This window comes from Paenibacillus canaveralius, from assembly GCF_047238265.1.
GTDB lineage: Bacteria > Bacillota > Bacilli > Paenibacillales > NBRC-103111 > Paenibacillus_F.
In genome coordinates this window covers 1376979-1403327 of sequence record NZ_JBDFMM010000001.1, presented here as the reverse complement: position 1 = coordinate 1403327, position 26349 = coordinate 1376979, and the positions used below count along the sequence as shown (strand labels likewise).

The window sequence follows — 26349 nt, the reverse complement described above, 5'->3', positions numbered from 1 at the left end:
AGCCCACCTTTAACTTTTCCAGTGTTGGCTGACGAATTGATGTGCAATTAGAAAACCTTGAGGGACCAGTTTCTGGCGCTGCATGCTCAATTTTAGTACAATACCACCCTTTTTAGAAATAACCGCCTTAATTTCTTCTTCACGTTGCTTTTTTTGTGTATTTAGAGACTAATACTATCGCAACTACTCCTAAAGGAATCAGAATATAAGACCTATCCAAAACATTAAATATGTTAACCATCCCATAAGGGTTATGTTCTTTTGAACGTAGCCCGCCGATTCATTTGGCATTGGAGTGTAAGAAAAACCTTGAGGATTGAAACCTCAAAGCCAGACACGACTGAATTAATTTTATAAGTGTTCTTCAAAAGAATATGATTCGAGAACTTGTTCAAACAGAGGTAGTAACTTTGACAAATACCAATTCACATCAGTCAATTTTAATATTTCGAGAAGAATCAATAGTTTTCGTATTGATATTAAGACTTACGGTAATGTTACCACTCTCTTTTAGTAAAAAGAGTCCACCAATATTAGTCTTCTTCCAAGTCATTGCTGCTCCAATTAATTCACTTCGATGAACCTTTTCCGACAATATAGCAAATAACTCTTCTATGTGATAAACATATACTAAGAGTTGCTGAAACTGAAATAGCAATCACCCTTTCTCATATTAATCTACCCATTCCTTGCATCCTATCCCTTTTGGTGAGCCGATCTTTGCCTTCCACCATCTCTTACACGTACTTCCATCAAAATCTCGACCACCCATTGAGAAGCTTCCATTTCCGCTCATACGTTCCGTCAAGTAATCCTCATACTGTTTCCCAATCATCGTTCATTTGATACGCAAGTTGCGATAAAGACCAATCAAGAAACAGTTCCTTTAGTTCAAAAACTGCTGTACAGCCAATGCTGGCTGTCGATGCTCTTGACATCCACGCATCTGATTATTCGGTTAAGTGAACATTCAAGCGTTTAAGTAAGTACAGGCATATTAGAGGAATATCGTACGGGGCTGATGAAGATTAAGTTCTTTTGGGTCGTGCCAACCGATTCATTCGGCACTGGGTGGGGATAAAAGAAAGACCTTAAGAGACATCCTCTTAAGGTCAAAACACCAATATAATTAGCTTAAATGAATTAATTTTTCAAATACAGGCCTGTACTCCTCACTTTTAAAACTTCGGAAGTCATCCACCTCGGAGTAACGAAAATATATCCCAATAGGATCACATTCTTTAAAAAAGTGAGCACTACTAATGATTTCTAACAACTTTGTCTTATCGTTAATACAAGAGTTGTTAAAAAATACCTTATCTAAAGGTAGAGTAACTCCCCCAGTAGATATATCTTTTAACCCAACTACACTACTCTCAATGCCTAACATTCCATAAATCGGATTTAGACTCTCGAATAAAGTCAGCGCAAGTCGTTCAAGAAAATCGCATTTTCTTTTTTTCTGTGAACAATCAATTTCTTCTTCTATAAGTTCTGAATAATTTAATGATAACGAAACTTCATACGATTCTTCATCCAAAAACATAATATTCAATCTAGCAGGTATCTCTTTTAAAAAGATCATATCTACGGATGAAAGTACGTTAACACTGACTAAATCGTATGAGAACCCTGCTGTAAAATCCTCCACCCCTTCCCAAACCTCATTAAAACTCACGGTGCTAGGTGATGTTTTTAGATAACATGTTTCATCAAAATCTACTGAAAAGGACATTAAGTTAGTTATTAGTTTCTTGATTTTTTCTAAATCATACGGACTTTTTAAGCATGAACTTATTATTACATATTCTCCGCTCCCTAAATCCATAGCGCACCTCAATTAAGACCAAATTTTACCATTTGTTGGTTATTCAATTTTACAACTGTTGCAACTTGACCGGCATTAGGACCAACCTTATAAAGATAAACTGCCATATTATATCCATTTGAATCAATACTATAATAACCCTTTACTGCATCCTTACCAAGCATGTTATCAAATGACTTTCTTGAATTGGAAAGCAACCCACTTACATAATTTCCAAATTGCTGAGCTACTTGCTTATTCCAATTACTAGTCCATCCAAAGTCTTTGCCGTGCTTATGGGGATAGGGGTAAAAGAAAGACCTTGAAGGCGTTTCCCCTCAAGGTCTATAAATATCTATTGGCTTACTTTATCGAGCATTGACTCTAATTGAACTATTCTTTGGCTTAAAATTATGAAAGGGTTTATTTGGGCTAAGTCTGAAATAAATTTCTTCGTATTATTGATTACCTCTTCGATAAACTCCTCCCTTTTGACTTTAATGTCTCTCCATTCGGGATAAACTCGATTACTTAAAGGCTTGGTAATAACATACTCACTAATGAAGCTATCCGACTGAATCACGCTCACAAGCAAGTCATTATCAGCAGAAATAAATTCAAGCCATGTATTGTAAGATTCTGTGTCCTTTATCGCTACATACTTCATATCATCTATTAGCAGACATACTTCTAATAAATTTGATAACCAAGTTGAAATAATGTCAAAACCCTCTTCCCCCTCTGCCAGTTCCCTGTCATGGTAATAACCATACTCAACTGAATGTAGGTTTAACTGAAAGAAGCTCTCAATCCCCCCTTCCTTTTCAATTTGTTCTAGATTCATGGTTTTCCAGTAACTCTCATCAATAATAATACGGTATTTTATCTCAAACAAATTTGACTACCTCCCGAAATAAGCCGGAGTTAACTTATGTTGACCAAATGCTGTATCGAACTTTCCCTTAGCGAAGTAAATCCGAATGGTTTCACCCTTGTAAGAATAATTGTAATAACCGTCTTGGAACCCTTTAACAAGTGCTTCATTTACTCCATTTTGAACACCAGTTATAATGTCTTTTTTTGACCATTTCGGGTTAAAGAACGAATTTTTATTTAACTTGGCTTTCAATGCAGCATCAGATAGGTAGTTTACTTGGTTAGAAAAATTATCTGCAAGATGCTTTCCGATGTGTTTAATATCATTGCTACTAAGAGTAAACCCATCATCACCAATGTTATGAACCCAAATACCCAGGTCACTTACAAAGTAAGTATGAAAATCAGCAACAGTAAAGTTGTATACCTTAACTTTCTCATCGTGTTTAACAAACTTAATGTTATGGATCTTCAAGGTATTCCCGTTACTCTGCTGTAACTCCCCCCACATGCCTCACAACCAGAAAGTCTACGACTTTCCCCGCAGCTTTCATTGTTTTTAATACAGTTTTATCCGCCGCGTCTGTTACAGGATTTGTATCTACTTTGAAAAGAGAACCTAATTTCTTTCCCGGTTTCCGAATCAATATGTTGAGACCGAATCGACTCAAACTGATCCGTTACAGTAAAATAGATTTTGTTGGATAGACAATTGCTCCGATTTTTTTAGTTCTTTGTTGAATATTGGCTCCGGGATTTAAGGAAATATCTTTTTTTAGTCCTGGATACGAGCAGCAGGAATATCCTTGTTTTTAAATCACATAGAAATAATGGCTCGATTAAATGTCCCTTCTCAATCCATTCCTACAAAAATATGACGCTCTGGGTAATAAATCTGCTTATTCATTCCTAAAGAACTTCTCGCCACAATAAAGTTGATTAAAGTCTATTTGTTAATAATAATTGCAGATACTAACTATGTTTTTCTAATACAAAAAATATTGTATTAACAAGGACCTATCAGCTAAAATATTACCTGTACACGTAATATTTTCCGCCTATACTATTTTAAAACGAGGTTAGCTCTCATGAAATTAAAATACAAATCCATTGGCTTAGGTATATTACTATATCTTATTAATATAAATGTTTTTCCATTACTAATAGCATACTTAACAGTAGCGCTTTTTCAGATAGATGATCATATTCTAAGAAACACAGAGAATATCGTAGAATATATAGTTTGGTATCTATCCGTAACTCTTTCTAGTTATATTAGTGCCTACTTTTCTAGATCCAGTACTTTAACAAATACATTTGTTATAGGTTTATTTATTCTTATATATAGCATTGTTGGAACTATTGCTGATCTTTCTGTATCCAGTAATTACGAATCACTTGTTAATATATTGAGTGATTTTTTGGTAATTCCTTTTGCTTTATTAGGTGGTAAGTTAGGTTTAATACAAAACAGAAAAAATATCAGGTAATTTTTTATTATATGAGTTTTCTACTAGTATTGTTCTACATAATAAGAACAGTAAACCAATATGGTTTACTGTTCTTTATTATGTTATCCTTTATCCTCAAACCTTTCTAAATAAGCGTAATTAAAGTTATCTTTACTTATGTGGGTTCCAATTGAACCATAATTATTTGTCAAATGTGTTAATAACTCATTATAGTTTTTTCCTTCTATTACAAAATCAGTAGATTGTGTATACTCAGATGTATAAATAGGGAATCCAAAAACGGGAGACAAACTAAAACACAACTGCCGCAGCCATAACCGCATGGGTTCACATTCTATAAATTCTTTCCACCGAGTATTATGAGATACCTCAATTAGTTGTAAACCAAAAGTTATATCAATATCACATGGGCCTATCATTGTTACGCAACCAAATACATTCATTTCATTATTAACTTCATCTTCTTCGCACATCCACTTCCAATCCTTGCAACAAGTTAGCTCTCTTAAACTATAGAACTCGTTTGATGTTTTTATCGTTTCTGGCAAACTAAAAAAATCATTAGTATTTTTTTTATTTTCAAAGATAGCTGTAAAGTTATCTCCCATCCTAACCCTCCTGTATCTTAAATTGCATTACCTACATCACCAACATTTAACTTATATATACCTTTGACTGTCCAAATTTGAAGCTCAGTATTGTCCCATAGAGAACCGTTTCTTTGCAAGTCTTTTATTGGATGAAAAAACATCCTAAAAATATCTAAAGCATTATAATTATTATACTTCCGTATATCAAGTATAGCTGTCTCAGCAGATTGTTTACGTATAGCATCTGTAATTCGTTTTCTACCAGTCTCCCATTTTAATTCTTCTGAAGTTAAAGTCTTAAGTTCAGTTTTGATACCATCCACTAAAAAGTCGGGAGTTTTAATACCGCTCTCTCCTAAATCGTTTCTTCTTACAAGATGAACAACATTTTTTCCCATCAAGCTTAGTGAACCTGCAACACTTACTTCTTCAGGACCAGGTTCGGCTTTATCCTCATAAGTAATGCTGCCAGTACCTTTTCCCCTTGTTGCATCCTCCCAAGTAATATGTTCAATTCCGAAGGCACCTAGAAACTCTTGATCGGTTATCTCATATTCCCACCATGCTTCAACTAATTCTGTCGTACCCCAATCTCTAAATTCCATTAGAAAGGTAGCAAAAGAAAAATCCACTCCCTTTTTCTTGTGCCCACTAGGATCTCTATACTTCAATGGATTATTGCCTACATACGTATACAAATTCAAACTCAGAGTATTATTCAGCTCTCCTTCATACGTATCCTCGTTAATAAACCGGCCCATATTCGGATCGTACCAGCGGGCACGAAGATACTGGAGCTTGGTCGTGTTGTCCCAGAATTCGCCCGAGTACCGGAACGGATTCGGCACCGTCTCGTTCTCGGTTACCGGGTTGCCCCAGATATCGTAGCTGTACGCGTTCAGCAGTTTCCCATCGCTGTCATACAGCCCCACCACATCTCCGTGTCCGTTCAGCGTGTAATACTGAAGCTTGCCTCCGCCGCTCAGCGATTTGCGTGCCTGGATCGCTCCCGTAGAGCTGTATACATACTGATACTGCGGCTTTACCTGTCCGCCTTCCACACTGCTTTCCCGGATCAACAGCCCCGCATCGTCATAATAATAGCGCGTGGTCGTTCCCTTCTCCGAGCGCTCATACAGCAGGCCATCTCCGTTATACCGGTAGGTCGTGACCGTCCCGTCGGCCCCCGTTACTTTTTTCAGCCGGTCCCGCTCGTCGTATTCATAAACGCCTCCGCTGTCCTGGGGCACCCGGTCGCTGGACAAAGAAGCGCGGTTGCCGCGATCGTCATAGCCGTACAGTTCATTAAACTGGCTGGATGTGGCGATCCGGTTCTGCTTGTCATACGTAAACGTAAAGCTCGCTCCCGGCTCTGTCTTCTGGGTAATGTTCCGGTTCACATCGTACGTATACCCGTAGGTTCCCGCGGTTGCGCCTTTGTTCGTTTGATTCAACCCGGTCATGTTTAATCCGTCATACGTGTAAACGCTCCGCAGCCCGGTTCCACTGCCCGTTTCCTCGACAAATCCGTTCTTTTTGTACTGGTATTGAAGCGTACCCAGCGTCGCGTCCGTTCCTGACACGCGGTCCTTGATGGTGATCCCGGTCACCCGGTTGCGTTCATTATACGCGTACCCAATCTCTCCGATCGTCTCGGTCCGCTGACCTTGGATATCATACGCGTAATCGACCGTGTAGCCATCGGGGTATTGCATGGAAACCAGCTCTCCCGTCGGTCCGTACCGGTACACTGTCGTTCCCGTGTTGTCCGCCATGGAGGCCCGTCTTCCCATCAAATCATACGTGTACGCGATGCTTTCCTCTGGGGTGCTGTCTTTCACCAGCCGGTTCAGGTTGTTGTATTCATAGTGATGGGCGATTCCTTTGCGGTCGACTTTCTTGATCAGGTTGCTGTTTAGATCGTACGTGTACGTTTCCTGCTCGCCCTGGGGCCGGATTTTTTGAATAAGGCGTCCCATCTCGTCGTATTTCTTGCGCTGCACGTTTCCATCCGCATACTGCAGCTCGGTCAAGTTCCCCGCCAAGCTATACGTATACCGGGTCGTTTTGCCGTCCGGGTCCGTTACTGAAAGCAGCCGGCCCAAGCTGTCGTAGCCATATCCCGTGCGGTTTCCTTTGCCGTCGATCTTTTCGGTGGCATGTCCGGCCAGGTCGTATGTGACCGTTCCGAGGCTCTGGCTGACGCCCGCTTTCAGCTCCTCCGTTTGAATGACTCGTCCGAGGCTGTCATAGCGTTCCCGCAGCGTATTGCCTTCCTCATCGATCGCCGTTTTGGTCCGGCCGATAGAGTCGTAACTTGTTTTCGCACTGCTTCCGTCCGCATACGTCGTCTGACTCAGCCGGCTCCAGTTGTCGTACGCATAGTTCGTCGGATTTTGCTTCGCGTCCTTGCTCCATACCAGGCGTCCGTAGGTGTCATACCCGTAGGTGGCAAATCCCGTGCCCACGGTTTCCCGTACTTTCTCGCCCAGCGGGTTATACTCGCCGACAAGAGTCCGGCCGGTGGCATCGGTCATCGTCACTTTGTTGCCGGCATCATCATAAGCGATGCTCGTTTCACTTCCATCCGCGTTCGTCTCTTTAATCACACGGCCCAATTTGTCGTACTGATAGCTCGTCGCGTATCCTTTGGCGTCCGTATGCTTGATTAACGCGCCGGTGTCTTTGCGGTATTCGGCCTGTTGCGTCACGGTGGAGACTTGTCCGGCCGCATCGGTTACGTTCACCGACTGCCGGGTCACAAATGCACTACCGTACTTCGGATCATATTCCTGGGTAATTGTGCTGGAGCGGTCCGTGTCTTTCATCGTCAGCTGGGTGACATTGCCGTAGCTGTCATACCCGTAGTTGACCTGCTGTTTTAAAGCGCCCCCCGACCCGTTGTCTTTGACCGTCAGCTGGGTGACACTGCCTTGCGCATTACGCTGGAGCTCCGTATAGCTCGACAAGCCAGCGTTTACCGGCTGGGTCGCGGTTACCAGCAAATGAGAGACGGGATCGTACGTGTTGGTGGTCGTGACCTGCATCGGATTGGTTTCGGTAAGCACATTGCCGTACTCATCGTAAGTTCTTTTGGTGGTCAGTGTCGATCCGCTTCCCGAAGCGTTTGAGACGGTGGTGCTGATTTCGTTTGGCACCGGTAGTTTCCGTGTTTCGTCGAAAACCTGCTTTGTGACCTCCTTCTCCGCTCCCGCCTGAGTGCTGACTTCCGTCGCATAGTACGCCGACGGTGTTTTTTCATCGATATACTGCTTCTTGTACGAATATACCGTCCGGGTCAGCCCGTTGTCCGCGGTCGTCTGAAACGTCGTCGAGGTGCCGTACGAAGTATCGCCGCCGCTGAAGCTAATCTTGTTTTTGCGCTCTTGGGTTCCGTTCACGTAATAAATGGCGTCTTCCCGTGTTTGAACGCGGTAAAACTCTTCGGATTCCCCCTGCTTTCCGAGGACGCGGGACATTTTCGTGTAGCCGTACTCCGTTTTGGCGCCCGTAGGGTGTTCGATGCCTTTAAGCAGCGCATAATAGTTATTTTCCGGCTCTGAGTAATTGGGCAGCAGGTTGAAACTGCCCGCAGCCACGTCGTAGGAATAGCGGCTTGTCCGGCCCGCTTCGTCCGTCGCCGCCGTTAACAGCTCCTTCGCCGAATTCGGCGCCTGCTGCTTCTGGTAGCGAATGGTTTTATCCCCCGTCGTGACGAGCACTTCCGTAGACGTATAGGACAGATTCGCTTCGTTGCCGATCGCGTCGATCACCTTGGTAAGGACTTCGCCGTAAGGGGACACGTTTGTGTAATAGAGCTGTGTGGTGTTGCCGTAGGCATCAACCGAGGCAATCAGCTTGCCGTCGGAGGCGAAGTACTGCTTCAGCCCGCCGGTGGATGTTAGCACCCGGGAAGAGCGTTTGCCATTTACGACTACATTGGAATCCGAAGCCAGCGTCAAATCTTTCCACGGATAGCCGATCAGCTTGCTGTCCGAACCGATTTCATACGAACTGCCGCCCTGCAGGCGCAGATAAGTCGTATTACGCTTGGTTTCGATGGCCGGAATATCCCAGCTCCAGCCTTTGCCGAGCGGCGATTGCGGAAGATTGTCTCGCGCCGCGTTTCGCACCGTCTGCCCCACTACACTGGCGTTGCGAAGAAAGACCTCGCCCGTTGGGAAAAATTTTCCCATAAAATTCACTTTGACCCCGGTTTGATAGGTAATCAAGGAAAACAGATGGGTCTGAAACGGCTGTTCCGTCTGCGGGTCCCGGTACTTGTATGTTCCGGTTTCCAGCTTCTTTTTCTCCAGTTCCATTACACCCTGCGCGTAGCTGGGATAAAAGCGGTAGTACCACTCATAGTCATCCGGATAGCTTTGACCCACATTGCGGACAACCCGGTTGCCGACGTAGTTAAAATCGAACTGATCGATCATGTAAAAATCGCCGCCGGTCACGATTGTGTTTCCATAGGGATGGAAGAACACATTGACGCGAAACTTCGGTAGAAAGGTCATGTTATAGACCGGCAGCACATCCACATCTTTATCAAAATACTGGGACTGCGAGCTGTCATACTGCCGGGTGAGGGCAAACCCGTGACCATTGCGTCCTGGAAGCACCAGGTCGGTGGAGCGGAGCGATAAATCGCCGGTCACGTTGGAGACGGATTCCTGGTTGCTGGAAATACTGAACGGAGCTTGGTCCGTCTTGACTTCGAGCCGTTTTAACACCGCCTCGTCATAGGTCGAAGGCCGCTCGCTGAGCGCACGCAGCCCTTGCTGAGTCGGCCCGTAGGTTTCCTCGGTCACCGTAGGGAAATAAGTATCGCCGGTCACCGTATCGGTTCCATACACATCGGAGGACACAGTGGACTGGTATTTGACCGTTTCGTCGACCATGCGGGCCAGTTCGTCCTGCTTGGCTTGGACGGCCGGATTAAGCTGCCGGACGATCTCGTCGTAAGTGGCCCCGGTCCGTTTGGCCTGATCAAGCGCCCGGTAGATTTCCGGGAGCGTGTACCCTTTGTTGAGTTCCGTCTGAATCCATTCGCCAGTGACACCATACTGCCGGCTAAGCCACTCCGAATTCAGGATGACCGCTTCGGCTTCCGTCCCTTCGTTTCTCGCTTGCTGCGCATAAATGGCGGGTGAGGGACTTAGAGTCAGTAGTAAGGAAAGTAAAAGGATGTAAACCGTAATTTTTTTCAAAAAAAATTCCTCCCGTAAAGTATTACGCAATGCAAAATGAAATCATTTTCTACTCACTGGTAAACCTTTTTTACTAAATTCCCATTGCCATCATATTGATAGTCGATAACTTGACCTCCGGGCTTTCTAATGTAATCTAATTTCCCGTTTGCATCATAAACGTAGACGAGAGGCAGTGAAATATTCAAAACGAAAGGGGGGCTGGAGTTTGAAATATTTCCGGCATTATCCTTGGCTTTGACTGAAAAAGTATTGGATTCGGATAAGGTTAGCAAATCAAGCACTTGATAGTTTAGCGTGGAGCGTCCCATTAATTTGGTTCCGTTGTATAACTCATATTCTTTTACACCATTGAAATCAAAGGATGATTCCCAAGTGAGAGTCACGGTTTTGCTGTTTTTATCGGTTGCTTTAAGATTAGCCGGAGCCGTCGGGGATGTTTTATCGATAAAAACTTGAATGGAAGAGACAGCACTTGATTTGCCGATTTTATTCACGGAACGGGCTTCTATCCTTGTCACGTGTTCTGTGGAAATAGTTAGAGCCGACAAGTAGTTAGTCCACTGTCCATTGTCAATTTTATATTGCAAAACTTCATCCTTATTAGCGGTTGACAGAGATACACTTACATTTTGATTCGTCCAAGCGGTTTCACTTGACACGATGACAGGTGCCGAAGAGATAGGGATGTTATAATTTAGCGCACTACTCATAGCGGAAAAATTTCCAGCTGCATCGCGCGCTTGGATTGTAAATGAATTATTTTCGTTCAAATCAATAAGATTGACAAAAGCGTAATTACTTAGTCCACTTTGTATCATAATACCGTTTAAATATAAGGCATAACTGACTTTGGAGTTTAGTTCAGTTGATTCGTCCCACTTTAGAGTAATCCTACTATCAGTCTTTTCAGTTATTTTTATATTTACGGGAATAGAAGGGGCCGTCTTATCAATACGAACTAAAGAAGTTGAAATTGGACTAACATATCCATTCATATCTGTAGATTGTGCTTCTATCAAATAACTTCCTTCATTTGTGAAGTTTAAGGGAGAATAATATGTCTGCCAATTTCCTGCTATGTCTGTAGCTTTATCAGTTAATCTATATTTTTTTTCTTTAGCAGCAGAGGGATAAGAAATACTTACGCTGACAGGTTGGTTGGTCCAATTCTCATTGGATGAATTAATAACCGGGATATCCTGTACTCCATACGTAACGCTTGCGGCAAAGGAAGATACAAAACCTGTAATTTCCTTGTTATCTTTAAAATAATCCGATATTACCGCATATGTCGCATTTATTGACCATGCTCCTGGTTTTATTCTTCTAATTGTATCTCCGCTTATTTTCACTGTATGATCACCGTTGTATGTAAAGCCGCTAAAAACATTTAATTTCCCCGATTCTCCAAATCCATAGTTAATCATACCTCCTTCTGCTTTCGGCCAATCCATCCAATAACCGGGCTGCCTGACCATGTAAGAACTGCGTGAAGTAAAGGATGCCTCGATCACTTGCAACGAACTAATGTTAGGCATATTTACTGATAGTCCTATGGTTGGCCCCGTCGCGGTTGCTTGCTTCGTCTCCGTAGTCGGATCAATCACCAACGGATACACCAGACCTTTGTCATCCAGTATAATCTCTATAACCTGGCCATCTTTTGCAGGTACAAGAGTAACTTTTACACGATCATAACGAAGTTCCTCACTAGAGCTGTCTCTTACCCACATGCGGGGAATCGAGAATTTAGTTTCGTCCTTGCTGTCTACAAAATCGATAGAACCGTCTTCATTGAGCTTACTTTGTACATTGCCTGTGTTAAGGTGAAAACTGAATTTCTTAGGAGCGTTTTCATCCTTTAAGGACAGAAACATTTTTAAATCAGCCGCATTGACTGTGTAAATCAGATCCGTACCCGTCCAAGCGTCGGGATAAGTGATGGTATTGTCACTTAATGAAGCGTTCACATTAACCGTATTCATGGGCTGGTAAGTCACAAAAGCGCCGTCATATGAAAACTTAATGGGCTGCTGTGCCTTTTTATTGAACTTAACTTGGAAGTTGTTATCCTTGACGCCAAAGTCATAACCTTTATCCGCCGTATCCGCTTGTATTGTTGTCTTTATTTCTTTCCAGGCGTTGTTTTCCTTATAATGCAAAGGTTGATTGGCCGTCACGGTAGTTCGGGTACTATCCGTGTTAAGATAAGTTTTACTCGTTAGAGTACGCTCTTTATCCAGCTCTTTTACCCGTTTCTTGTCGGACTTTTCTTTTTTGACGAATTCCTGCACGACTGCTTGTTCTTCCAATATTTCATTCATCATTTTTTGATTCGGCTTAAATTTTTCTATTTTCTTGTTAGGCCCTTCTGTCGATAATTGCTTCTCTGCGAGACTTTCATTGGAGGCAGCAGCATGAACGCTATTGAATAGTGCAAAACCAAATAAGAACGGTAGCAGCAGGAAAATTACTAATCTTTTGGTAAACCGTGTTTTTCGCATCTTTACTCTCCTTTTATTTTTATTAAGTTGATTAGTGAACTCCTCCCCCTATTTTTTGGACACATAATCCAATAAATCCTTATTGTTACAACCAGTATTATCATTCTTTTTTCCGACATCTTTCAATAAGAAAAAAGCACGTATTTTGTTGGTTTATGTTGAATCGGATTCGTTTTGTCTAAATTTAAACGAAAACAAAAAAAGACCGGCTGTCCCGAAGGTTTCCCTTCCGGATTTCCGCTCTCTTGTCCGTTCACACCGCTTTCGGTTTGGACAGCGTCGTTCCGCTGCCCTCGTGCTTCCTCCTTCTGCCCCGTTTTTCCGCGTAATACGTTACGGTGACGAATACGCCCATCCTAGCCGAGTACACGGCGATGAATCCAAGCGGATTCGGGCTCCCGCCTCCTCTACCTTCGCCGGTAAGATCCGTCCAGTCACCTGAATGACCCACTGCCAATGCAGGCCCACGTGGACGCCGACCAGAACCATCACCAGGTAAGAGATATCGAGCGCTAATTTAATATACGTTATCTTTTTCATGATCTCTAACTCCCTTACCCGGTACTTTTCTAAACTATTTCATTGCCGTCTATCTCTATTGATTGTCGTCAAATAATCGTTAAACGTCGCCCTGCCGGCTCTTCCTACGCCCTCCGCCGCTCCCGCTGGAGCTTCCATGCCTCGGCTTCCTGCTGGTATACGAGATTTTTCAGATAAGGCAAAAGCTGCGAGGCCAGCTCCTCCCGCTGTAGTCCGATTTCCAGCACGGCCTTGAGATAGCCGAGCTTATCCCCGATGTCGTAGCGGTTTCCGCTCAGCTCCAGGGCAAGCAGCTCCTCCCGTTTCGCGATTTCGTGCAGCGCGTCTGTCAGTTGGTATTCGCCGCCGGCTCCTTTTTCGATATGTTCCAGTATGGGGAAAATAGTCGGCTCCAGAATATACCGGCCCATAACGGCCACATTGGAAGGGGCGCTGCCGAGAGACGGCTTCTCCACCAGTCCCGCGACGCGGTGAATCAGGTTCCTTCCTCCGGAAGAGTCGATGATGCCGTACTTGTCCACCTCGGAATCCGGTACGGGCTTGACCCCGATCACCTGCCGCCCCGTTTCCTTGTGCAGGTGAATCATCTGCCGGAGCGCGGGCGGATCGGAGACCATGATGTCGTCCCCGAGCAGGACGGCGAAAGGCTCATCGCCGATAAACTGCTTCGCGCAAAGAATGGCGTGCCCGAGTCCGAGCGGCTCCTTTTGCCGGATAAAATGAATCTTGGCCATGTCGCTGATCGCCTGCACTTCCTTCAGCAGCTTCAGCTTGCCTTTCTCGCTTAACGTCTGCTCAAGTTCAACCGAGCGGTCGAAGTGATCCTCGATAGATTTCTTATTCCGCCCGGTAACGATAATAATGCTTTCGATGCCCGATTGGACCGCTTCTTCCACGATATATTGTATGGCCGGTTTATCGACAATAGGCAGCATCTCCTTGGGCTGCGCTTTGGTAGCGGGCAGAAAACGCGTACCGAGCCCCGCTGCCGGAATGACGGCTTTTTTGATCGTCATGACTTTTCACTCCCCGTATAAGTTGAAGTTGGTAAGCGGAAAACCCAGTACCGGCTCCCCGCGTAATTGATCCACGAGCTGGCGAATGTTGCGGCCAGTTTGCCGGTGACGAGCGGCCAGCCCAGCCCGCTGTATGCCCACTGGAGCAGAACCGCCGATACGGCAAGCGAAATCAGATTGATCAGGAAAAATTTTGCGATCTCCCGGGCACTTCCTCCCTTTCGGCTGCGGAAAGTCCAGCTCCGGTTGAGCACATAGCTGTTCAGCACTCCGAGCAGGTATGCGATAATCTGTGCCGTCAAATAGGGGACGCCCGCTGCCGTCAAGAGCAGGAAGGCCGCGAAATCGACACCGGTGTTCAGCAGGCCGACCAGCCCGAATTTCATAAGCGGGAGGAGACGGTTACTTCGGCTGCCCAGCCGGCCCGCGCTGCTCGGACCGCTTTTCCCCAGGTTACTCAAGCTAATCGGATTCCCCAGATTCCTCCTGTTACTCATAACCGGCCAGTCTCTTAGGCATCGGCCCTTCATCCTTCTGAAGACCGTAACATTCCCGCACGATATACAGCGGTCTGCCTTTCGTCTCATCATAGATGCGGCCGATATATTCGCCCAGAATGCCCAGCATAAGCAGCACAAATCCGTTAAAAATGAGCATGATGCCGACGACCGACGGCCAGCCCTTCAAAGTCGCGTCCGTAAATAAAGCGAGGTATACGACATAGAGAAGGTAGACAAATCCCGTACCTGAAAGCAGAACCCCGAGATATCCGGCCAGCTTCAACGGCTTGTAAGAGAAAGACGTAATGCCGTCCAGGCTGAGCTTAATCATCCTTTTGAGCGGATACTTGGTCTCACCCGCCAGGCGTTCGTCCCGCTCATATTCGATCGCCGTCTGACGGAACCCTACCCAACTGACCAGCCCGCGGACAAAGCGGTTGTTTTCGGGAAGCTTCTTCATCTCGTCGCAAACTTTGCGGTCCATGAGCCGGAAATCTCCCGTATCCACGGGTATATGAATGTCCGTCGACGCCCGGAGCACGCGGTAGAACAGACTGGCTGACCATTTTTTGAATAAGGTTTCCCCGCTCCGCTTCACCCGTTTCGCATAGATGACTTCATAGCCTTCTTTCCATTTCCCGATCATTTGCAAAATAAGCTCCGGCGGGTCCTGCAAATCGGCGTCGATAATGATAACCGCTTCCCCGGAGGCGTAATCCATCCCGGCCGTAATCGCGATCTGGTGGCCGAAATTGCGGGAGAAATCGATAAGCTTCACTGTTTCGTCCCAGGTGCCGTATTCCTTGATGATTTCAGCGCTCCGGTCTCTGCTCCCGTCATTGATAAAAATCAGCTCGTACGTTTCGGAGGTTTCACTCATCACGACTTTCAGGCGCCTATACGTTTCCTGAATGACCGCTTCCTCGTTATACATCGGAATGATTATGGAATACTTCACCTTCTGCGTCATGACGCGTCCCCTCCGTCTTCTATCGTCACTTCATACAGAGCCATGCTTCCCATGCGGCCTCCGCCTATCCCGGCTGCCGCTTCGAATCCGGTTTGAGTCTGACCCGACCCGGTTTGCCATTCGGCGGACGAAATTTTCTTACCATGCTGAGCGAGCCACTGGGTAAGCTCCGCATTGCCTCCGCGGCCTCCTCCGCCTTCGGAGATGAGGAAATATTTTAATTGCCCGCTTTTCACCATGTCTTCCAGTTCGGCGGTCGTATAGACCGGGTCATTGCCCGAGAATCCTCCGAGCGTGATCACTTTTTCCCCTTTGTCGATGATGTAAGGTGCCGCTGTATTGTAATCGGATGTCGCGAATAAATACGTCGTGCCGCCGATGTGAGCTTTCATGTAAGCGAGCAGCGCTTCGTCCACGCTTCTGCCGCCCATGCCGCCCATTGCGCTGGGAGTTCCCCGGTCTCCGGTAGTCCGGACCGTTTCTCTGTCTGTGCCGGTGCCGGTACCGTCCGCCGAGGCGTCAGGGTCATTTCCGCTTCCGCTTCCGTTTCCGGTTCCGGCTTCCAAAGCCCCGCCGGCATCCGAAGTGCCCTGTCCCGCGCCGTCTCCGTTCTGCGGACCGGTGTCCGCTCCGAAACGGCCGCCGTCGCCGGGCATCATGCCGCCGCCCGGTCCCTGGCCCATCGGGCCGCGGTCATTGCCGCCCGACGGACCCGCTTGCGGGATCATGCTGTTGAGTCCGTAAGTAATCGGAGTCGCCGCCCAATACGCCGGACCGATGAGCAGGACGAGAAGTCCCGCGACGGCTGCCGCGTAGGAGAAGCGCGTTGTCTTGAATCTCAGCGCGATAAGCAGGATGGCCGCCGCCCCTCCGGCAATTCCGACGCCATAGGTCCAGCCGCTGCCGATGGTTTCGTTGTAAGGCGCCATAATGAAGACTTGAAAAGCTGCCGTCACCGCCACGGCCGCCGGAAGCAGCCAGGAAAGCCAGCCCGATCTGCCGCGGTATGCGCTCCACAGCTCGGACCAGCCCGCGCCTGCCAGCGCGGCGACCGGAGGCGCCAGCATGATCAGATAATAGTGGTGGAAGAAGCCCGCCACACTGAAGAAAGCCATACCCGGAAGAAGCCAGGCGAGCCAGAACAGGCTCTCTTTGTGCTTCCGGGTGAAGCGGTTCCGGCGCAGGCCGGCGAGCAGGGCAACGGATGCCAGGGCCGCGAACGGGATCATCCAGCTCGCCTGGCCGGACAGCGCCGACTGGAACAGGCGCAGCGGGCCCTTCTCACCCGTGCCGAACATGCCGCCGCTGCCCCCGCCCGTGCCTCCGCCGCCGAATCCCGGCGGCTGGCCTTGGCCGTCTGCGCCCGGTGCGCCAGGCGTTCCGCTGCCGTCGGCTCCGGGCGGCGCAGCCGCACTGCCACCGTTGGCGCCGCTGTCGTCCGGCAGAGCGCCGTTGTCTCCGCCGCCGCTCCCAGCGGCACTCCGGCCGCCGGATGTTTCCGCGCTGCCGGCGCCCGTACCGGCCGCTCCCGGAGCCGTGCCCGCGGCATCGCCGGTCTGGCCGTCCGCCGCGCGGCGCTCGCCGCCGGGCATTCCGCCGCGGTCGCCCCCGCCGGGACCGCCGCCCTGATTGCCCGTCAAGCGCGAAACGCCGTTATAACCGAAAGCCAGCTCCAGGACGGAATTAGTTTCGCTGCTGCCGATGTAAGGCCGCTCGCTTGCCGGAATGGAATCGACGATAACCGCCCAAGAGACGGAGATGAGAAGCATAAGAGCAAGTGCGCCGGACAGTACGCCGGCTTTCTTTTTCCAGGTGCTTTTAAACGCGAATAAATAGAAGAGAACAAAAGCAGGCACAATCATATACGCCTGAAGCATTTTCATGTTAAAACCGAGCCCGATAAGCGCAAACGCGCCGAGCAGATTGGGGACGCTGTTTCGTTTAACGGCTCTGAACAAAAACCAGGTGCCGAGAAGAAGGGTAAAAACAAGCATACTATCGATGTTGTTGGTCCGGCTAACCGCCACCGCAACCGGTGTGCATGCCATAACGAGGGCCGCTATTCTGGCCGCCGCCGTTCCGAAGGAAGGTTTAACGAGCAGGTAGATCAGCAGGATCGATCCGACGCCCGCAAGAGCCTGGGGCAGAATGACGCTCCAGCCGTGAAGGCCGAACAGGTAAGCGCTCGCCGTTTGAATCCAGAACGTTACCGGCGGTTTGTCGACGGTTACGGAACCCGCGGAATCGAGGGAACCGAAGAAAAAATTGTGGAAGTTCTGCAGCATGCTCGCTACGGCGGTCGTGTAATACGTGTTAGCGTACGAATCGAGCCAGATGTTATAGGTGTTCAGAAAGACGCCGAGCAGCAAAATAAAAACCAGCGGAAGATCGACCCGGAATCGTTTGGTGCTTATCATGGTTTTCCACTCCTTAATTGTCTATTGGTACATTGAAATTTACATCCCCGGGCAAAACCGTTACCATCGAGAAAGAAATAAAGGCGCCGCCGTTGTCCGCCCGCTCCGATGATCGGCCAAAAGTCTCTTTTACGACGCTTCCGCCTCGTCACCGGGTATGCTTGTATTGTGCAGGCCGTGCCTGAACCCTTCTTGAAGGCCGGCTGAATGTTTGCTGAAAGCCCGGGCGGGCGTACCATCATTAAGCGGAGGCTCAGGCTTCATTCAGATTCCATTCAGTTTCTTGACGGATAATCCGTGTATAGATATTAGAAAGAAGACCCCGAGAGGTGATCCCGCATGAAAAATGTAAAAGATATCCGCATCCTGCTCGTCGATGACGAGCCGCACATTCTGCAGTTTCTCGAATTCGGCCTTGTGAATGAAGGCTTTGCTATTAAAACGGCTCCGGACGGCATGAGCGCCGTTAACCTGGTCCGGGAATTTCAGCCCCATGTCGTTATCCTTGACGTCATGATGCCCGGCATGGACGGCTTCGAGGTTTGCCGCCTTCTGAAGAAGAACGGCAGCAATATCGCCGTCATCATGCTCACCGCCAAAGACGAGGTCGAAGACCGCGTCAAGGGACTGACCATCGGCGCGGACGACTATCTCGTGAAGCCGTTCAGCTTTGAAGAGCTGCTTGCCCGGATCGAAGCCAGGCTGCGCAACCAGTTTCCCGGCGTTTTCCGGGAAATCGCCATCGGCCCTTTCCGGATCGACGACCCGAGAAAGGAAATTGTTTTCGGAGAGAGCGCCCTCGAACTTTCGCCGACCGAGTATGAGCTGCTCAAATTTCTCGTCGTCAACCATGGCATTGTGCTCAGCAAAACGAAGATTCTGGAAAAGGTATGGGGCTATGACTTCGGCGGGGAAGAAAACATCGTGGAAGTGTATATCCGCTCACTGAGGGACAAGCTGGGAGACAAGGAGCACCGGTTGATCCGTACGCTCCGGGGCGCCGGCTACCGGCTGGACTGGTCATGAAACGCGGCCGCCCTCTAACCCGCGCCGCCCGCCTGCTGGCCCCCCGCTCCCTGCAGTTCCAGCTGCTGTCGCGGTCGCTCTATATTCTGGCCGCGCTGCTGATTCTGGTCGGAGCCCTTCAATCGGTATGGATGAAAAATTTCCTGTACCGCAACCGGGCCGAAACGATGTCCATTCAGCTCAGCGGATTTCCCCGCGACCTGTTCGACCACTCTTCCCCGCTTCCCGACAAGCGCGGTAAAAGCAAAGAGGAGGAAGAGATCCAGCCCGGTGGGGAGCGTCCGCGCGGTCCGGTGCTGTTCCTTCCCGACACATCGCTCGCGCTTATCGCTCCCGACGGAGCCTTTACGGATTTGACGAAGGAAAACGGGATGATCTCTCCGCAGCTTCCAGCAGAGGAGTACACCGCCATCCGTAAGGAGATGGCTCCACGGCGGCCCGCTTCGTATAAAATCGTGAGGGATGCCCAAGGAACCGAGCAGCTCGTCGTTTTCCGGCCGGCGGAACGGTCCGGCAGCTTCGGCGGCCTCATCCAGATGGGGACGGGCACGGCCCAGCTGCAGGCCGTCGTGATTCAGCAGCTCTGGATTTACGGGGCACTCGTCGTGCTTGCCCTCGCGGGCGGCCTCGCGCTGAACATTCCCGTGATGCGCCGTACGCTCCAGCCGCTGAACAAAATGGTCGAGGCCGTCGAACAGACCGACGCCGGCAACCTGAACGAACGATTTCCCGAGACGCAGGGTCAACTCGAGATCGACTCCCTCGCGAAATCGTTCAACGGCATGCTCCAGCGCCTGGAGACTTCTTTCATCGCGGAGCGCGATGCGAAAGAACAGATGCGGCGCTTCATCGCCGACGCCTCCCACGAGCTGCGCACACCGCTGACTTCGATCCACGGTTTTCTCGAGGTGCTGCTCCGCGGGGCGGCGGACAACCCGAAGCAGCTCTATGCCGCTTTGACGAGCATGCACGGCGAATCGACCCGCATCAAAAAGCTGGTCGAGGATCTGCTTACGCTGGCCAAGCTCGACCGGGCTCCCCAGCTTGGGCTGACGGACACGCGGCTGGACCGGCTTCTTCTGGAGATGGAACCCCATCTCCGGATGCTGGCGGGCACCCGGACGGTTCATATCGACCTGACGGCAGGCGTTCGGGGCACCTTCGATCCCGACAAAATGAAACAGGTGGTCCTGAACCTGTTTCATAACGCGGTCCAGCATACCGATCCGGAGACCGGCGTCATCACGGTCATTTTATCCGCCGACAAGGACGGGATCTCGCTGAAGGTGAAAGATAACGGTCCGGGAATTCCCGAAGAGCACGCGGCTCATGTATTTGAGCGCTTTTACCGCAGCGACTCCTCCAGAACCCGCAAGCACGGCGGAGCCGGACTCGGGCTGTCGATCACGAAATCGATCGTCGAAGCCCACGGCGGTGCGATCTCCGTCCGGAGCCGGGAAGGCGCCGGCTCGACGTTCATTCTCGCCTTCCCCGAAACCGGTGAAAACAACGGCGCAAACATGGTAAAATAAACGGGACAAACAGAAAGGCGGAGAAGCGATGGTATACGCGTTTACGATTCAGCCCGGCATTTACCACGCCTTCGAAGACGAGGCGGAGCAGATTGAACAGTGCAGGGAATGGGGCCTGCTGTCCGGTAAGGCAACCAAGACCAAGGCCTTTTTTTATAAGGGAAACGGCTTGAACGTTCCCTGCACCATCGTCGGATACACCGACAAGATGACGGCTGTCATCGAATTTGACAACAAGCAGCAGCACTGCATCCATCCTTCCTACCTGAAGGAAATGCAGGCGGCGAATTACGGGCAGCGGCAGTGGTCCGCAGGCGAAGCCCCTCCCGAAGCCGGTGCTCCGGAAGGAAGCGGGCCGTCCGGGAGCGTAGAGCCCCCAGCCGAAACTGCGGCGGACGTGGCCTTCGGGACTCCGGCAGATGCCGTGCAGGAAGCCCGGCCGGCCGCAGACGAGGCACCGGCGCCAGGGACGGAGTCCGTATCGGGGCAGACCGAACCGGCCGAGCCGGACAAACCCGCTAGTGCAACCGCGGCCGCCGATGCGCCTAAAGCGAAGGCGAAGAAAGAAAAAGCGCCTAAGCTTCAGCTTCCCGAAGGAAAAGTGAAGATGACCGCCACGGTACAGGATTTCACGACGGTTCCCAATCATTTTTCCGATAACGACGATGAGGTTATCATTTACGAGAATGTGGCCATTGCGGAACCGGAAACGGAAATCGGCACCGCCTGGTCCAGCCACAGCGCAACGCTGAAAAAGCTGGAGCTCGAAGTCGGTGATACGATCACGTTCGAGGCCAAAATCGTGGCCAAGAAGCTGACCCGTTATCCCGTGCCGTACAAAATCAACAATCCCGCTAAAATCCAGAAAGAGCAGGATTAGCGGACCACCCGATTGTTATGGGTGAGGTTACCGTTACGGTTTTCGGTTTTCGGTTTTCGGTTTTCGGTTTTCGGTTTTCGGTTTTCGGTTTTCGGTTTTCGGTTTTCGGTCACGGCCTGTTCCGAGTTTCGGTTTGTTCCTCCAGATTCAAATGGCGGGTTGGCCCACATCTCTAACACTTTGTTCGGAGTTCCAACAGCCTTGCAAGATGAACCGGGCAGTTTCCTGTTCCCGGGTTTCCGCCTCTAACGACTCTTGTAACCGAAGGCCGCATAAAGATCCATGTACACAAAAAAGCTCCGTCCGGAAGCACCATTCGTGCTTCCGGGCGGAGCTTCTTTTATAAGATGCCCGTCAACATTTCGTCAACCTTTCTTCACCGTTTACTCACAGGTATTGTGAAAATAATCACAGCTAAATATGTAAGATAAACATATAAGGTTTTAGGTTAAGTAATCTAGGGTCTCGTTTTATATTTAATTCCCGGGGCGGTGAAAGCATGAATCCGTTTAAACGGCAGGAGAAACGGCTGATGATCCTTATGTTCGTCGTAGCCGCCGTTATGCTGCTCTCCTTTCTGCGCAGATTGCTTGCATAACCTTGCCTTACGTTTAGCGAGAACAAGAATATCCCAGGGGGAGTTGGTGCATCGTGTTTCATTATGATCCTGTGCTGTACAGCCGTATACTCACCGAAGTGACACTCGCGTTTCACATTATTTTCGCGACTATCGGTGTCGGTGTTCCGGTGATGATCGCTCTGGCCGAATGGACGGGCATCCGCAAGAACGACCGGTACTACACACTGCTGGCCCGCCGCTGGGCGCGCGGCTTCGTCATCACGGTCGCCATCGGCGTTGTGACCGGAACGGCCATCGGCCTCCAGCTCAGCCTGCTTTGGCCGAGCTTTATGGAAATCGCCGGCCAGGCCATCGCGCTGCCGTTGTTTATGGAGACGTTCGCTTTCTTCGTCGAAGCGATTTTCCTCGGCATTTATTTGTATACCTGGGACCGGTTCAAACCGAAACGGCATCTCATGCTGCTCATCCCGGTTGCAATCGGCTCTTCCGCTTCGGCTTTTTTCATTACGACCGTCAATGCGTTTATGAACACGCCGCAGGGCTTTACGCTTGAAAACGGCAAAATCACGAACGTGGACCCCATCGCGGCCATGTTCAATCCGGCGACGCCCACGAAAGTCTCCCACGTCCTCGCTTCGGCTTACATGACATGCGCGTTCATTCTCGCGGCCATAGCGGCCTTCTCGCTGCTGCGTCGCAAAGGAGACCGGCTTTACGCCAAGAAGGCGCTCAAGCTCACGATAACCGCAGGTCTTGTGTTCGCGCTGGCAACGGCCGCGATCGGCGACCTCTCGGGGAAATTCCTGGCGGCGTATCAGCCCGAAAAACTGGCGGCCGCCGAATGGCATTTCGAGACACAGACCAAAGCTCCTCTTGTATACGGCGGTATATTAACGGAAGACAAGGAAATCAAATACGGGCTGAAAATCCCGTTCGCCCTGAGCATTCTCGCCGGCAGCAATCCCGATTTTGAAGTCAAAGGGCTGGATCAGATTCCCGACGAGCTGGAGCCTCCGCTCTACGTTCATTACTTCTTCGACGGCATGGTTACCATCGGCATGTTCACCATCGTGATCGCGGCTCTCTACCTGTGGCTCAGCCGCAGCAAACGCGCCTCGAAGCCCGCTCCGCGCTGGCTGCTCCGGGTGATCGTCGCCTGCGGACCGCTCTCCATGATCGGCATCTGGCTCGGCTGGTTCTACGCCGAAGTAGGCCGGCAGCCGTGGATTCTCCGCGGCTATATGAAAGTGGCCGAAGCCGCCACAACGTCGGCCCACGTCGACACGATGCTGCTCCTGTTCTGTCTGCTCTATCTCGTCTTGGGGCTTACCGCGATTAAAGTGCTGTCCAAGCTGTTCAAAAACAACGACGTTGCGGATGAATTGATCGCATTCGGCGTTTTCGAGAAAAGGGGGCCGCTGGAATGAATCTGGAGCTGCTCGGCATCACCGTTCTGTGGGTGTTTCTGTTCGGGTACCTGATCGTGGCTTCCATCGATTTCGGAGCCGGTTTTTTCAGCTACTATTCCGTCATTACAGGCAGTAAAAATATTACGCACCGCATCATCGAGCGCTATCTTTCTCCCGTTTGGGAAGTTACCAACGTATTTCTTATTTTCTTCTATATCGGCCTGGTCGGATTTTTCCCCGAAACAGCCCGTTATTATGGCACGGCGCTGCTCGTCCCCGGCTCTTTGGCGCTGATTCTTCTCGCTTTGCGGGGTTCCTACTACGCATTCAGCACGTACGGGTCCAAAGACAACCAGTGGTACATGCTCATCTACGGAGCTACCGGGCTGCTGATTCCCGCCGCGTTATCGACCGTGCTGGCCATTTCGGAAGGCGGCCTGATCGTGGAGACGGACGGCGCCATCACACTGGACTGGAGCGCTCTCCTGGGCAGCGTCTACACCTGGTCGGTCGTGCTGCTCGCTATCGTCAGCGTGCTGTACATCTCCGCCATGTTCCTCGCCTACTATGCGCATAAAGCGAAGGACAAGGCCGCTTTTGAAATCGTACGCGGGTATGCGCTTTTCTGGAGCGCTCCGACCATTCTGGCCAGCGTGCTCGTCTTTTTCGCGATCTCCCGGCACAATCCCGAACATTTCACCAAAATGCTCGATCTCGCCTGGATGTTCGTCATCTCGTTTCTCTGCTTTCTGATAGCCGTCTACGCCGTCTGGAAAAAAAGACATCTGGGACTCGGCTTCACCTTCGTCCTGCTTCAGTTCGCGTTTGCCTTTTTCGGGTACGGGGCCTCCCATCTGCCTTACATTCTGTATCCGTACATTACGATTCATGAAAATTTCACCAATCCCGCCATGGGCACGGCGCTTATTGTCGCTTTTATCGCCGGTCTGCTGATCCTCATACCTTCGCTTGTTCTGCTTATGAGACTGTTCCTGTTCGATGCCAGCTATGTTCAAGGAAACCGGGATAAGAAAGGATGAAGCCACCTTGGAACACTTTATGATCATGTATGCTCCTCCGATTGTCGTTGCGATCTCGCTGCTCTTCCTGTTTTTATGGGCGCCCCGCACCAAAGATGTCACGGACGAGCCGGAAAGTGAGCAAGGGCGGCGGATGCGCTGAACCTCCCTGTCTAACCCGTATCGATCCGCCGTTCCCTTCTTTATAATCAGCCAAAAAATAATCAGCAAAAAAGGTGATTCCCGCAGAGAATCGCCTTTTTTATTTTACCTGCCGCTTACATGGTGATAATTTGCAGAAAACGATCATAAACTAGTATGTAAGAATACATGACCGAAGGAGGTGCCGCCCCATGTATTACGAAGAAGATCGCGAACCGTTCGAAGACGATGCCGTAGACGACGAGAAGGAAGAATAGGCATTTCTTGTGCCGCCCTGCGAATGTATCGCCCCGTTTCTTCTTTCCACGCTCCCCCGTTTGATGGTGCAACATCGCACTTCTGTACCGATACCCGCGTGTCCCCAAATCATTTAGTCTGACGGGAATCATTCTCCCGCGGATGACTCGACAATCCCTTCTTCCCGCATTCTTCCACACGGCAAAAAAGCCCGTTCTCCGCAAACGGAAACGAGCTTATTTTTGTTAATTGTTTAACGAAAAAATCCGCCCCGTAACCGAGGCGGACTTTTTATGGTAAGCGGACTTTGCCTGCTATTCTTTGTCTCCGTTCAGGTAAACCGCTTTGCCGGTTTTCGCGGATTCGTAGATCGCTTCAAGAATCTCCGACACGACAAGCGCCTGTTCCGGTGTAACTACCGGCTCTGTATCGTTCTGGATCGCGTCGATCCACATACGCATTTCAAGATCGGGAGCATTCTCGGACGCGCCTTCGTAGAAAGCGACGCCGCCGCTCGAAAGCTCGATATTCTGCGTGTACAGGCGGCTGTTTTTCTCGCCGTTGATGCGCAGGCCGTCCTTCATGTCGGCTCCACCCTCGGTGCCGCTCAGCGTACATTTCGCTTCGTCGACTTCCAGGGTGTTCAGCGCCCAGCTGGATTCGAGCATAATCGTCGCGCCGTTCTCCATCGTGACCATGCCGAAAGCGGAATCTTCCACCGTGAACTTCGCCGGGTCCCAAGGTCCCCATGCGTTCGCTGCGTTAGCCCGGTGAGAGAGTTTATGGTACGAAGTACCGAGCACAACCTTCGGCTTGTAGTTGTCCATCATCCATAGCGTAAGGTCGAGCGCGTGAGTTCCGATATCGATAAGCGGGCCTCCGCCCTGCTTTTCTTCATCCAGAAATACGCCCCAAGTCGGAACCGCACGGCGGCGGATAGCGTGGGCTTTGGCGAAGTAAACTTCCCCGAGCTCGCCGTCTTCGCAGAGCTTTTTCAAATATTGGGAATCGGAACGGAAACGGTTGTTATAACCGATCGTCAGCTTCTTGCCGGTCCGTTTGGCGGCATCCACCATGCGGCGGGCGTCCACGGACGTTTTAGCCATCGGCTTTTCACACATTACGTGCTTGCCCGCTTCCAGTGAATCGATGGTAATGTCCGCGTGTGAATCGTTCGGTGTGCAGACATGAACTATATCAAGGGAGGAATCTTTTAGCAGTTCACGGTAATCCTGGTAAACGCAAGCATCGCCGGCACCGTATTGTTCTTTGGCTTTTTCCGCCCGCTCGATGACAATATCGCAGAATGCGACAAGCTCAACGTTAGGCAGCTTCGCCAGACTCGGCAGATGTTTGCCGTTTGCAATCCCTCCGCATCCGATAATTCCGATCCGGTACTTTTGTGACATTGCAGTTCCTCCTTCAAATGGGTCAACATGGGTATGTAAAATAGCAATCAGACAGGTTGGCGGCAAAATGTACGCGCGTTCTAAAATTTAGCGGCTTCCCCTGCCTGCTCGATCGTACTACAATAAAGTATAGAAGATACCTCGCCAAAATAAAATCACAGATCTGGCGATACTTATATGCGAT

19 protein-coding genes are annotated in these 26349 nt (G+C 49.7%); 7 read left to right on the top strand and 12 right to left on the bottom strand.

Annotation, left to right across the window (positions count from 1 at the left end; translation table 11 throughout):
- Positions 1-1129 precede the first annotated feature (1129 nt).
- From ABC395_RS06460 to ABC395_RS06450, 3 genes are all read right to left on the bottom strand, one after another.
- Complete coding sequence (locus ABC395_RS06460; RefSeq protein WP_413001641.1) at positions 1130-1828, bottom strand: hypothetical protein; 699 nt, start codon at positions 1826-1828, stop codon at positions 1130-1132.
- A 334-nt stretch (positions 1829-2162) separates the two neighbouring features.
- Complete coding sequence (locus tag ABC395_RS06455) at positions 2163-2702, bottom strand: hypothetical protein (RefSeq protein ID WP_413001639.1); 540 nt, start codon at positions 2700-2702, stop codon at positions 2163-2165.
- A 6-nt stretch (positions 2703-2708) separates the two neighbouring features.
- A complete protein-coding gene (locus ABC395_RS06450) occupies positions 2709-3194 on the bottom strand; it encodes a polymorphic toxin-type HINT domain-containing protein (RefSeq protein WP_413001637.1) in 486 nt (161 codons plus the stop codon).
- Between the two features lie 577 nt (positions 3195-3771).
- On the opposite strand from ABC395_RS06450, the gene ABC395_RS06445 reads away from it, so the two are divergent.
- The gene (locus ABC395_RS06445; RefSeq protein WP_413001636.1) at positions 3772-4173 is read left to right on the top strand and encodes a hypothetical protein; all 402 of its coding nucleotides are present in this window, start codon (positions 3772-3774) and stop codon (positions 4171-4173) included.
- Between the two features lie 83 nt (positions 4174-4256).
- Here the strand turns inward: ABC395_RS06445 and ABC395_RS06440 are convergent, their stop codons facing one another.
- From ABC395_RS06440 to ABC395_RS06405, 8 genes are all read right to left on the bottom strand, one after another.
- On the bottom strand, positions 4257-4763 hold the full coding sequence (locus tag ABC395_RS06440) for a hypothetical protein (RefSeq protein WP_413001634.1): 507 nt from the start codon (positions 4761-4763) through the stop codon (positions 4257-4259).
- Positions 4764-4780: 17 nt separating this feature from the next.
- Complete coding sequence (locus tag ABC395_RS06435) at positions 4781-9961, bottom strand: RHS repeat-associated core domain-containing protein (protein WP_413001633.1); 5181 nt, start codon at positions 9959-9961, stop codon at positions 4781-4783.
- A gap of 53 nt (positions 9962-10014) precedes the next feature.
- Positions 10015-12468, bottom strand: a complete 2454-nt coding sequence (locus tag ABC395_RS06430) for a hypothetical protein (protein ID WP_413001632.1) — start codon at positions 12466-12468, stop codon at positions 10015-10017.
- 253 nt (positions 12469-12721) lie between these two features.
- Complete coding sequence (locus tag ABC395_RS06425; RefSeq protein WP_413001630.1) at positions 12722-12925, bottom strand: hypothetical protein; 204 nt, start codon at positions 12923-12925, stop codon at positions 12722-12724.
- A gap of 187 nt (positions 12926-13112) precedes the next feature.
- A complete protein-coding gene (galU, locus tag ABC395_RS06420) occupies positions 13113-14024 on the bottom strand; it encodes a UTP--glucose-1-phosphate uridylyltransferase GalU (RefSeq protein ID WP_413001628.1) in 912 nt (303 codons plus the stop codon).
- Positions 14021-14521 (bottom strand): GtrA family protein, encoded by a 501-nt coding sequence (locus ABC395_RS06415; RefSeq protein WP_413001627.1) that lies wholly within the window; start codon positions 14519-14521, stop codon positions 14021-14023. The genes galU and ABC395_RS06415 overlap by 4 nt, the downstream gene beginning before the upstream one ends.
- A complete protein-coding gene (locus ABC395_RS06410; RefSeq protein ID WP_413001625.1) occupies positions 14514-15494 on the bottom strand; it encodes a glycosyltransferase family 2 protein in 981 nt (326 codons plus the stop codon). Before ABC395_RS06410 ends, ABC395_RS06415 begins: the two co-directional genes overlap by 8 nt.
- Positions 15491-17911 (bottom strand): glycosyltransferase family 39 protein, encoded by a 2421-nt coding sequence (locus ABC395_RS06405; RefSeq protein WP_413001623.1) that lies wholly within the window; start codon positions 17909-17911, stop codon positions 15491-15493. The genes ABC395_RS06410 and ABC395_RS06405 overlap by 4 nt, the downstream gene beginning before the upstream one ends.
- A gap of 339 nt (positions 17912-18250) precedes the next feature.
- Between ABC395_RS06405 and ABC395_RS06400 the strand changes: the two genes are divergently transcribed.
- The 6 genes from ABC395_RS06400 to cydS all read left to right on the top strand — a co-directional run bounded on the left by ABC395_RS06400 (position 18251) and on the right by cydS (position 24520).
- Positions 18251-18937 (top strand): response regulator transcription factor, encoded by a 687-nt coding sequence (locus ABC395_RS06400; protein WP_413001621.1) that lies wholly within the window; start codon positions 18251-18253, stop codon positions 18935-18937.
- Positions 18934-20469: a sensor histidine kinase gene (locus ABC395_RS06395; protein WP_413001619.1), complete on the top strand. Its 1536-nt coding sequence runs from the start codon at positions 18934-18936 to the stop codon at positions 20467-20469. Before ABC395_RS06400 ends, ABC395_RS06395 begins: the two co-directional genes overlap by 4 nt.
- 28 nt (positions 20470-20497) lie before the next feature.
- Entirely contained in the window at positions 20498-21349 is an 852-nt protein-coding gene (locus tag ABC395_RS06390) for a hypothetical protein (RefSeq protein ID WP_413001617.1), read from the top strand.
- Between the two features lie 651 nt (positions 21350-22000).
- Entirely contained in the window at positions 22001-23356 is a 1356-nt protein-coding gene (locus ABC395_RS06385) for a cytochrome ubiquinol oxidase subunit I (RefSeq protein WP_413001616.1), read from the top strand.
- On the top strand, positions 23353-24378 hold the full coding sequence (locus ABC395_RS06380) for a cytochrome d ubiquinol oxidase subunit II (protein ID WP_413001614.1): 1026 nt from the start codon (positions 23353-23355) through the stop codon (positions 24376-24378). Before ABC395_RS06385 ends, ABC395_RS06380 begins: the two co-directional genes overlap by 4 nt.
- Before the next feature lie 7 nt (positions 24379-24385).
- Entirely contained in the window at positions 24386-24520 is a 135-nt protein-coding gene (gene cydS / locus ABC395_RS06375; RefSeq protein ID WP_413001612.1) for a cytochrome bd oxidase small subunit CydS family protein, read from the top strand.
- A 550-nt stretch (positions 24521-25070) separates the two neighbouring features.
- Here cydS and ABC395_RS06370 read toward each other — a convergent pair.
- Complete coding sequence (locus ABC395_RS06370) at positions 25071-26165, bottom strand: Gfo/Idh/MocA family protein (protein WP_413001610.1); 1095 nt, start codon at positions 26163-26165, stop codon at positions 25071-25073.
- Positions 26166-26349: the final 184 nt, after the last annotated feature.

Bases quoted from the DNA above. Each gene is read 5' to 3' on its own strand.
- ABC395_RS06460 (WP_413001641.1), bottom strand. From the start codon at position 1,828: ATGGATTTAGGGAGCGGAGAATATGTAATAATAAGTTCATGCTTAAAA.
- ABC395_RS06450 (WP_413001637.1), bottom strand. From the start codon at position 3,194: ATGTGGGGGGAGTTACAGCAGAGTAACGGGAATACCTTGAAGATCCAT.
- ABC395_RS06445 (WP_413001636.1), top strand. From the start codon at position 3,772: ATGAAATTAAAATACAAATCCATTGGCTTAGGTATATTACTATATCTT.
- ABC395_RS06440 (WP_413001634.1), bottom strand. From the start codon at position 4,763: ATGGGAGATAACTTTACAGCTATCTTTGAAAATAAAAAAAATACTAAT.
- ABC395_RS06430 (WP_413001632.1), bottom strand. From the start codon at position 12,468: ATGCGAAAAACACGGTTTACCAAAAGATTAGTAATTTTCCTGCTGCTA.
- galU (WP_413001628.1), bottom strand. From the start codon at position 14,024: ATGACGATCAAAAAAGCCGTCATTCCGGCAGCGGGGCTCGGTACGCGT.
- ABC395_RS06415 (WP_413001627.1), bottom strand. From the start codon at position 14,521: ATGAGTAACAGGAGGAATCTGGGGAATCCGATTAGCTTGAGTAACCTG.
- ABC395_RS06410 (WP_413001625.1), bottom strand. From the start codon at position 15,494: ATGACGCAGAAGGTGAAGTATTCCATAATCATTCCGATGTATAACGAG.
- ABC395_RS06405 (WP_413001623.1), bottom strand. From the start codon at position 17,911: ATGATAAGCACCAAACGATTCCGGGTCGATCTTCCGCTGGTTTTTATT.
- ABC395_RS06400 (WP_413001621.1), top strand. From the start codon at position 18,251: ATGAAAAATGTAAAAGATATCCGCATCCTGCTCGTCGATGACGAGCCG.
- ABC395_RS06395 (WP_413001619.1), top strand. From the start codon at position 18,934: ATGAAACGCGGCCGCCCTCTAACCCGCGCCGCCCGCCTGCTGGCCCCC.
- ABC395_RS06390 (WP_413001617.1), top strand. From the start codon at position 20,498: ATGGTATACGCGTTTACGATTCAGCCCGGCATTTACCACGCCTTCGAA.
- ABC395_RS06380 (WP_413001614.1), top strand. From the start codon at position 23,353: ATGAATCTGGAGCTGCTCGGCATCACCGTTCTGTGGGTGTTTCTGTTC.
- ABC395_RS06370 (WP_413001610.1), bottom strand. From the start codon at position 26,165: ATGTCACAAAAGTACCGGATCGGAATTATCGGATGCGGAGGGATTGCA.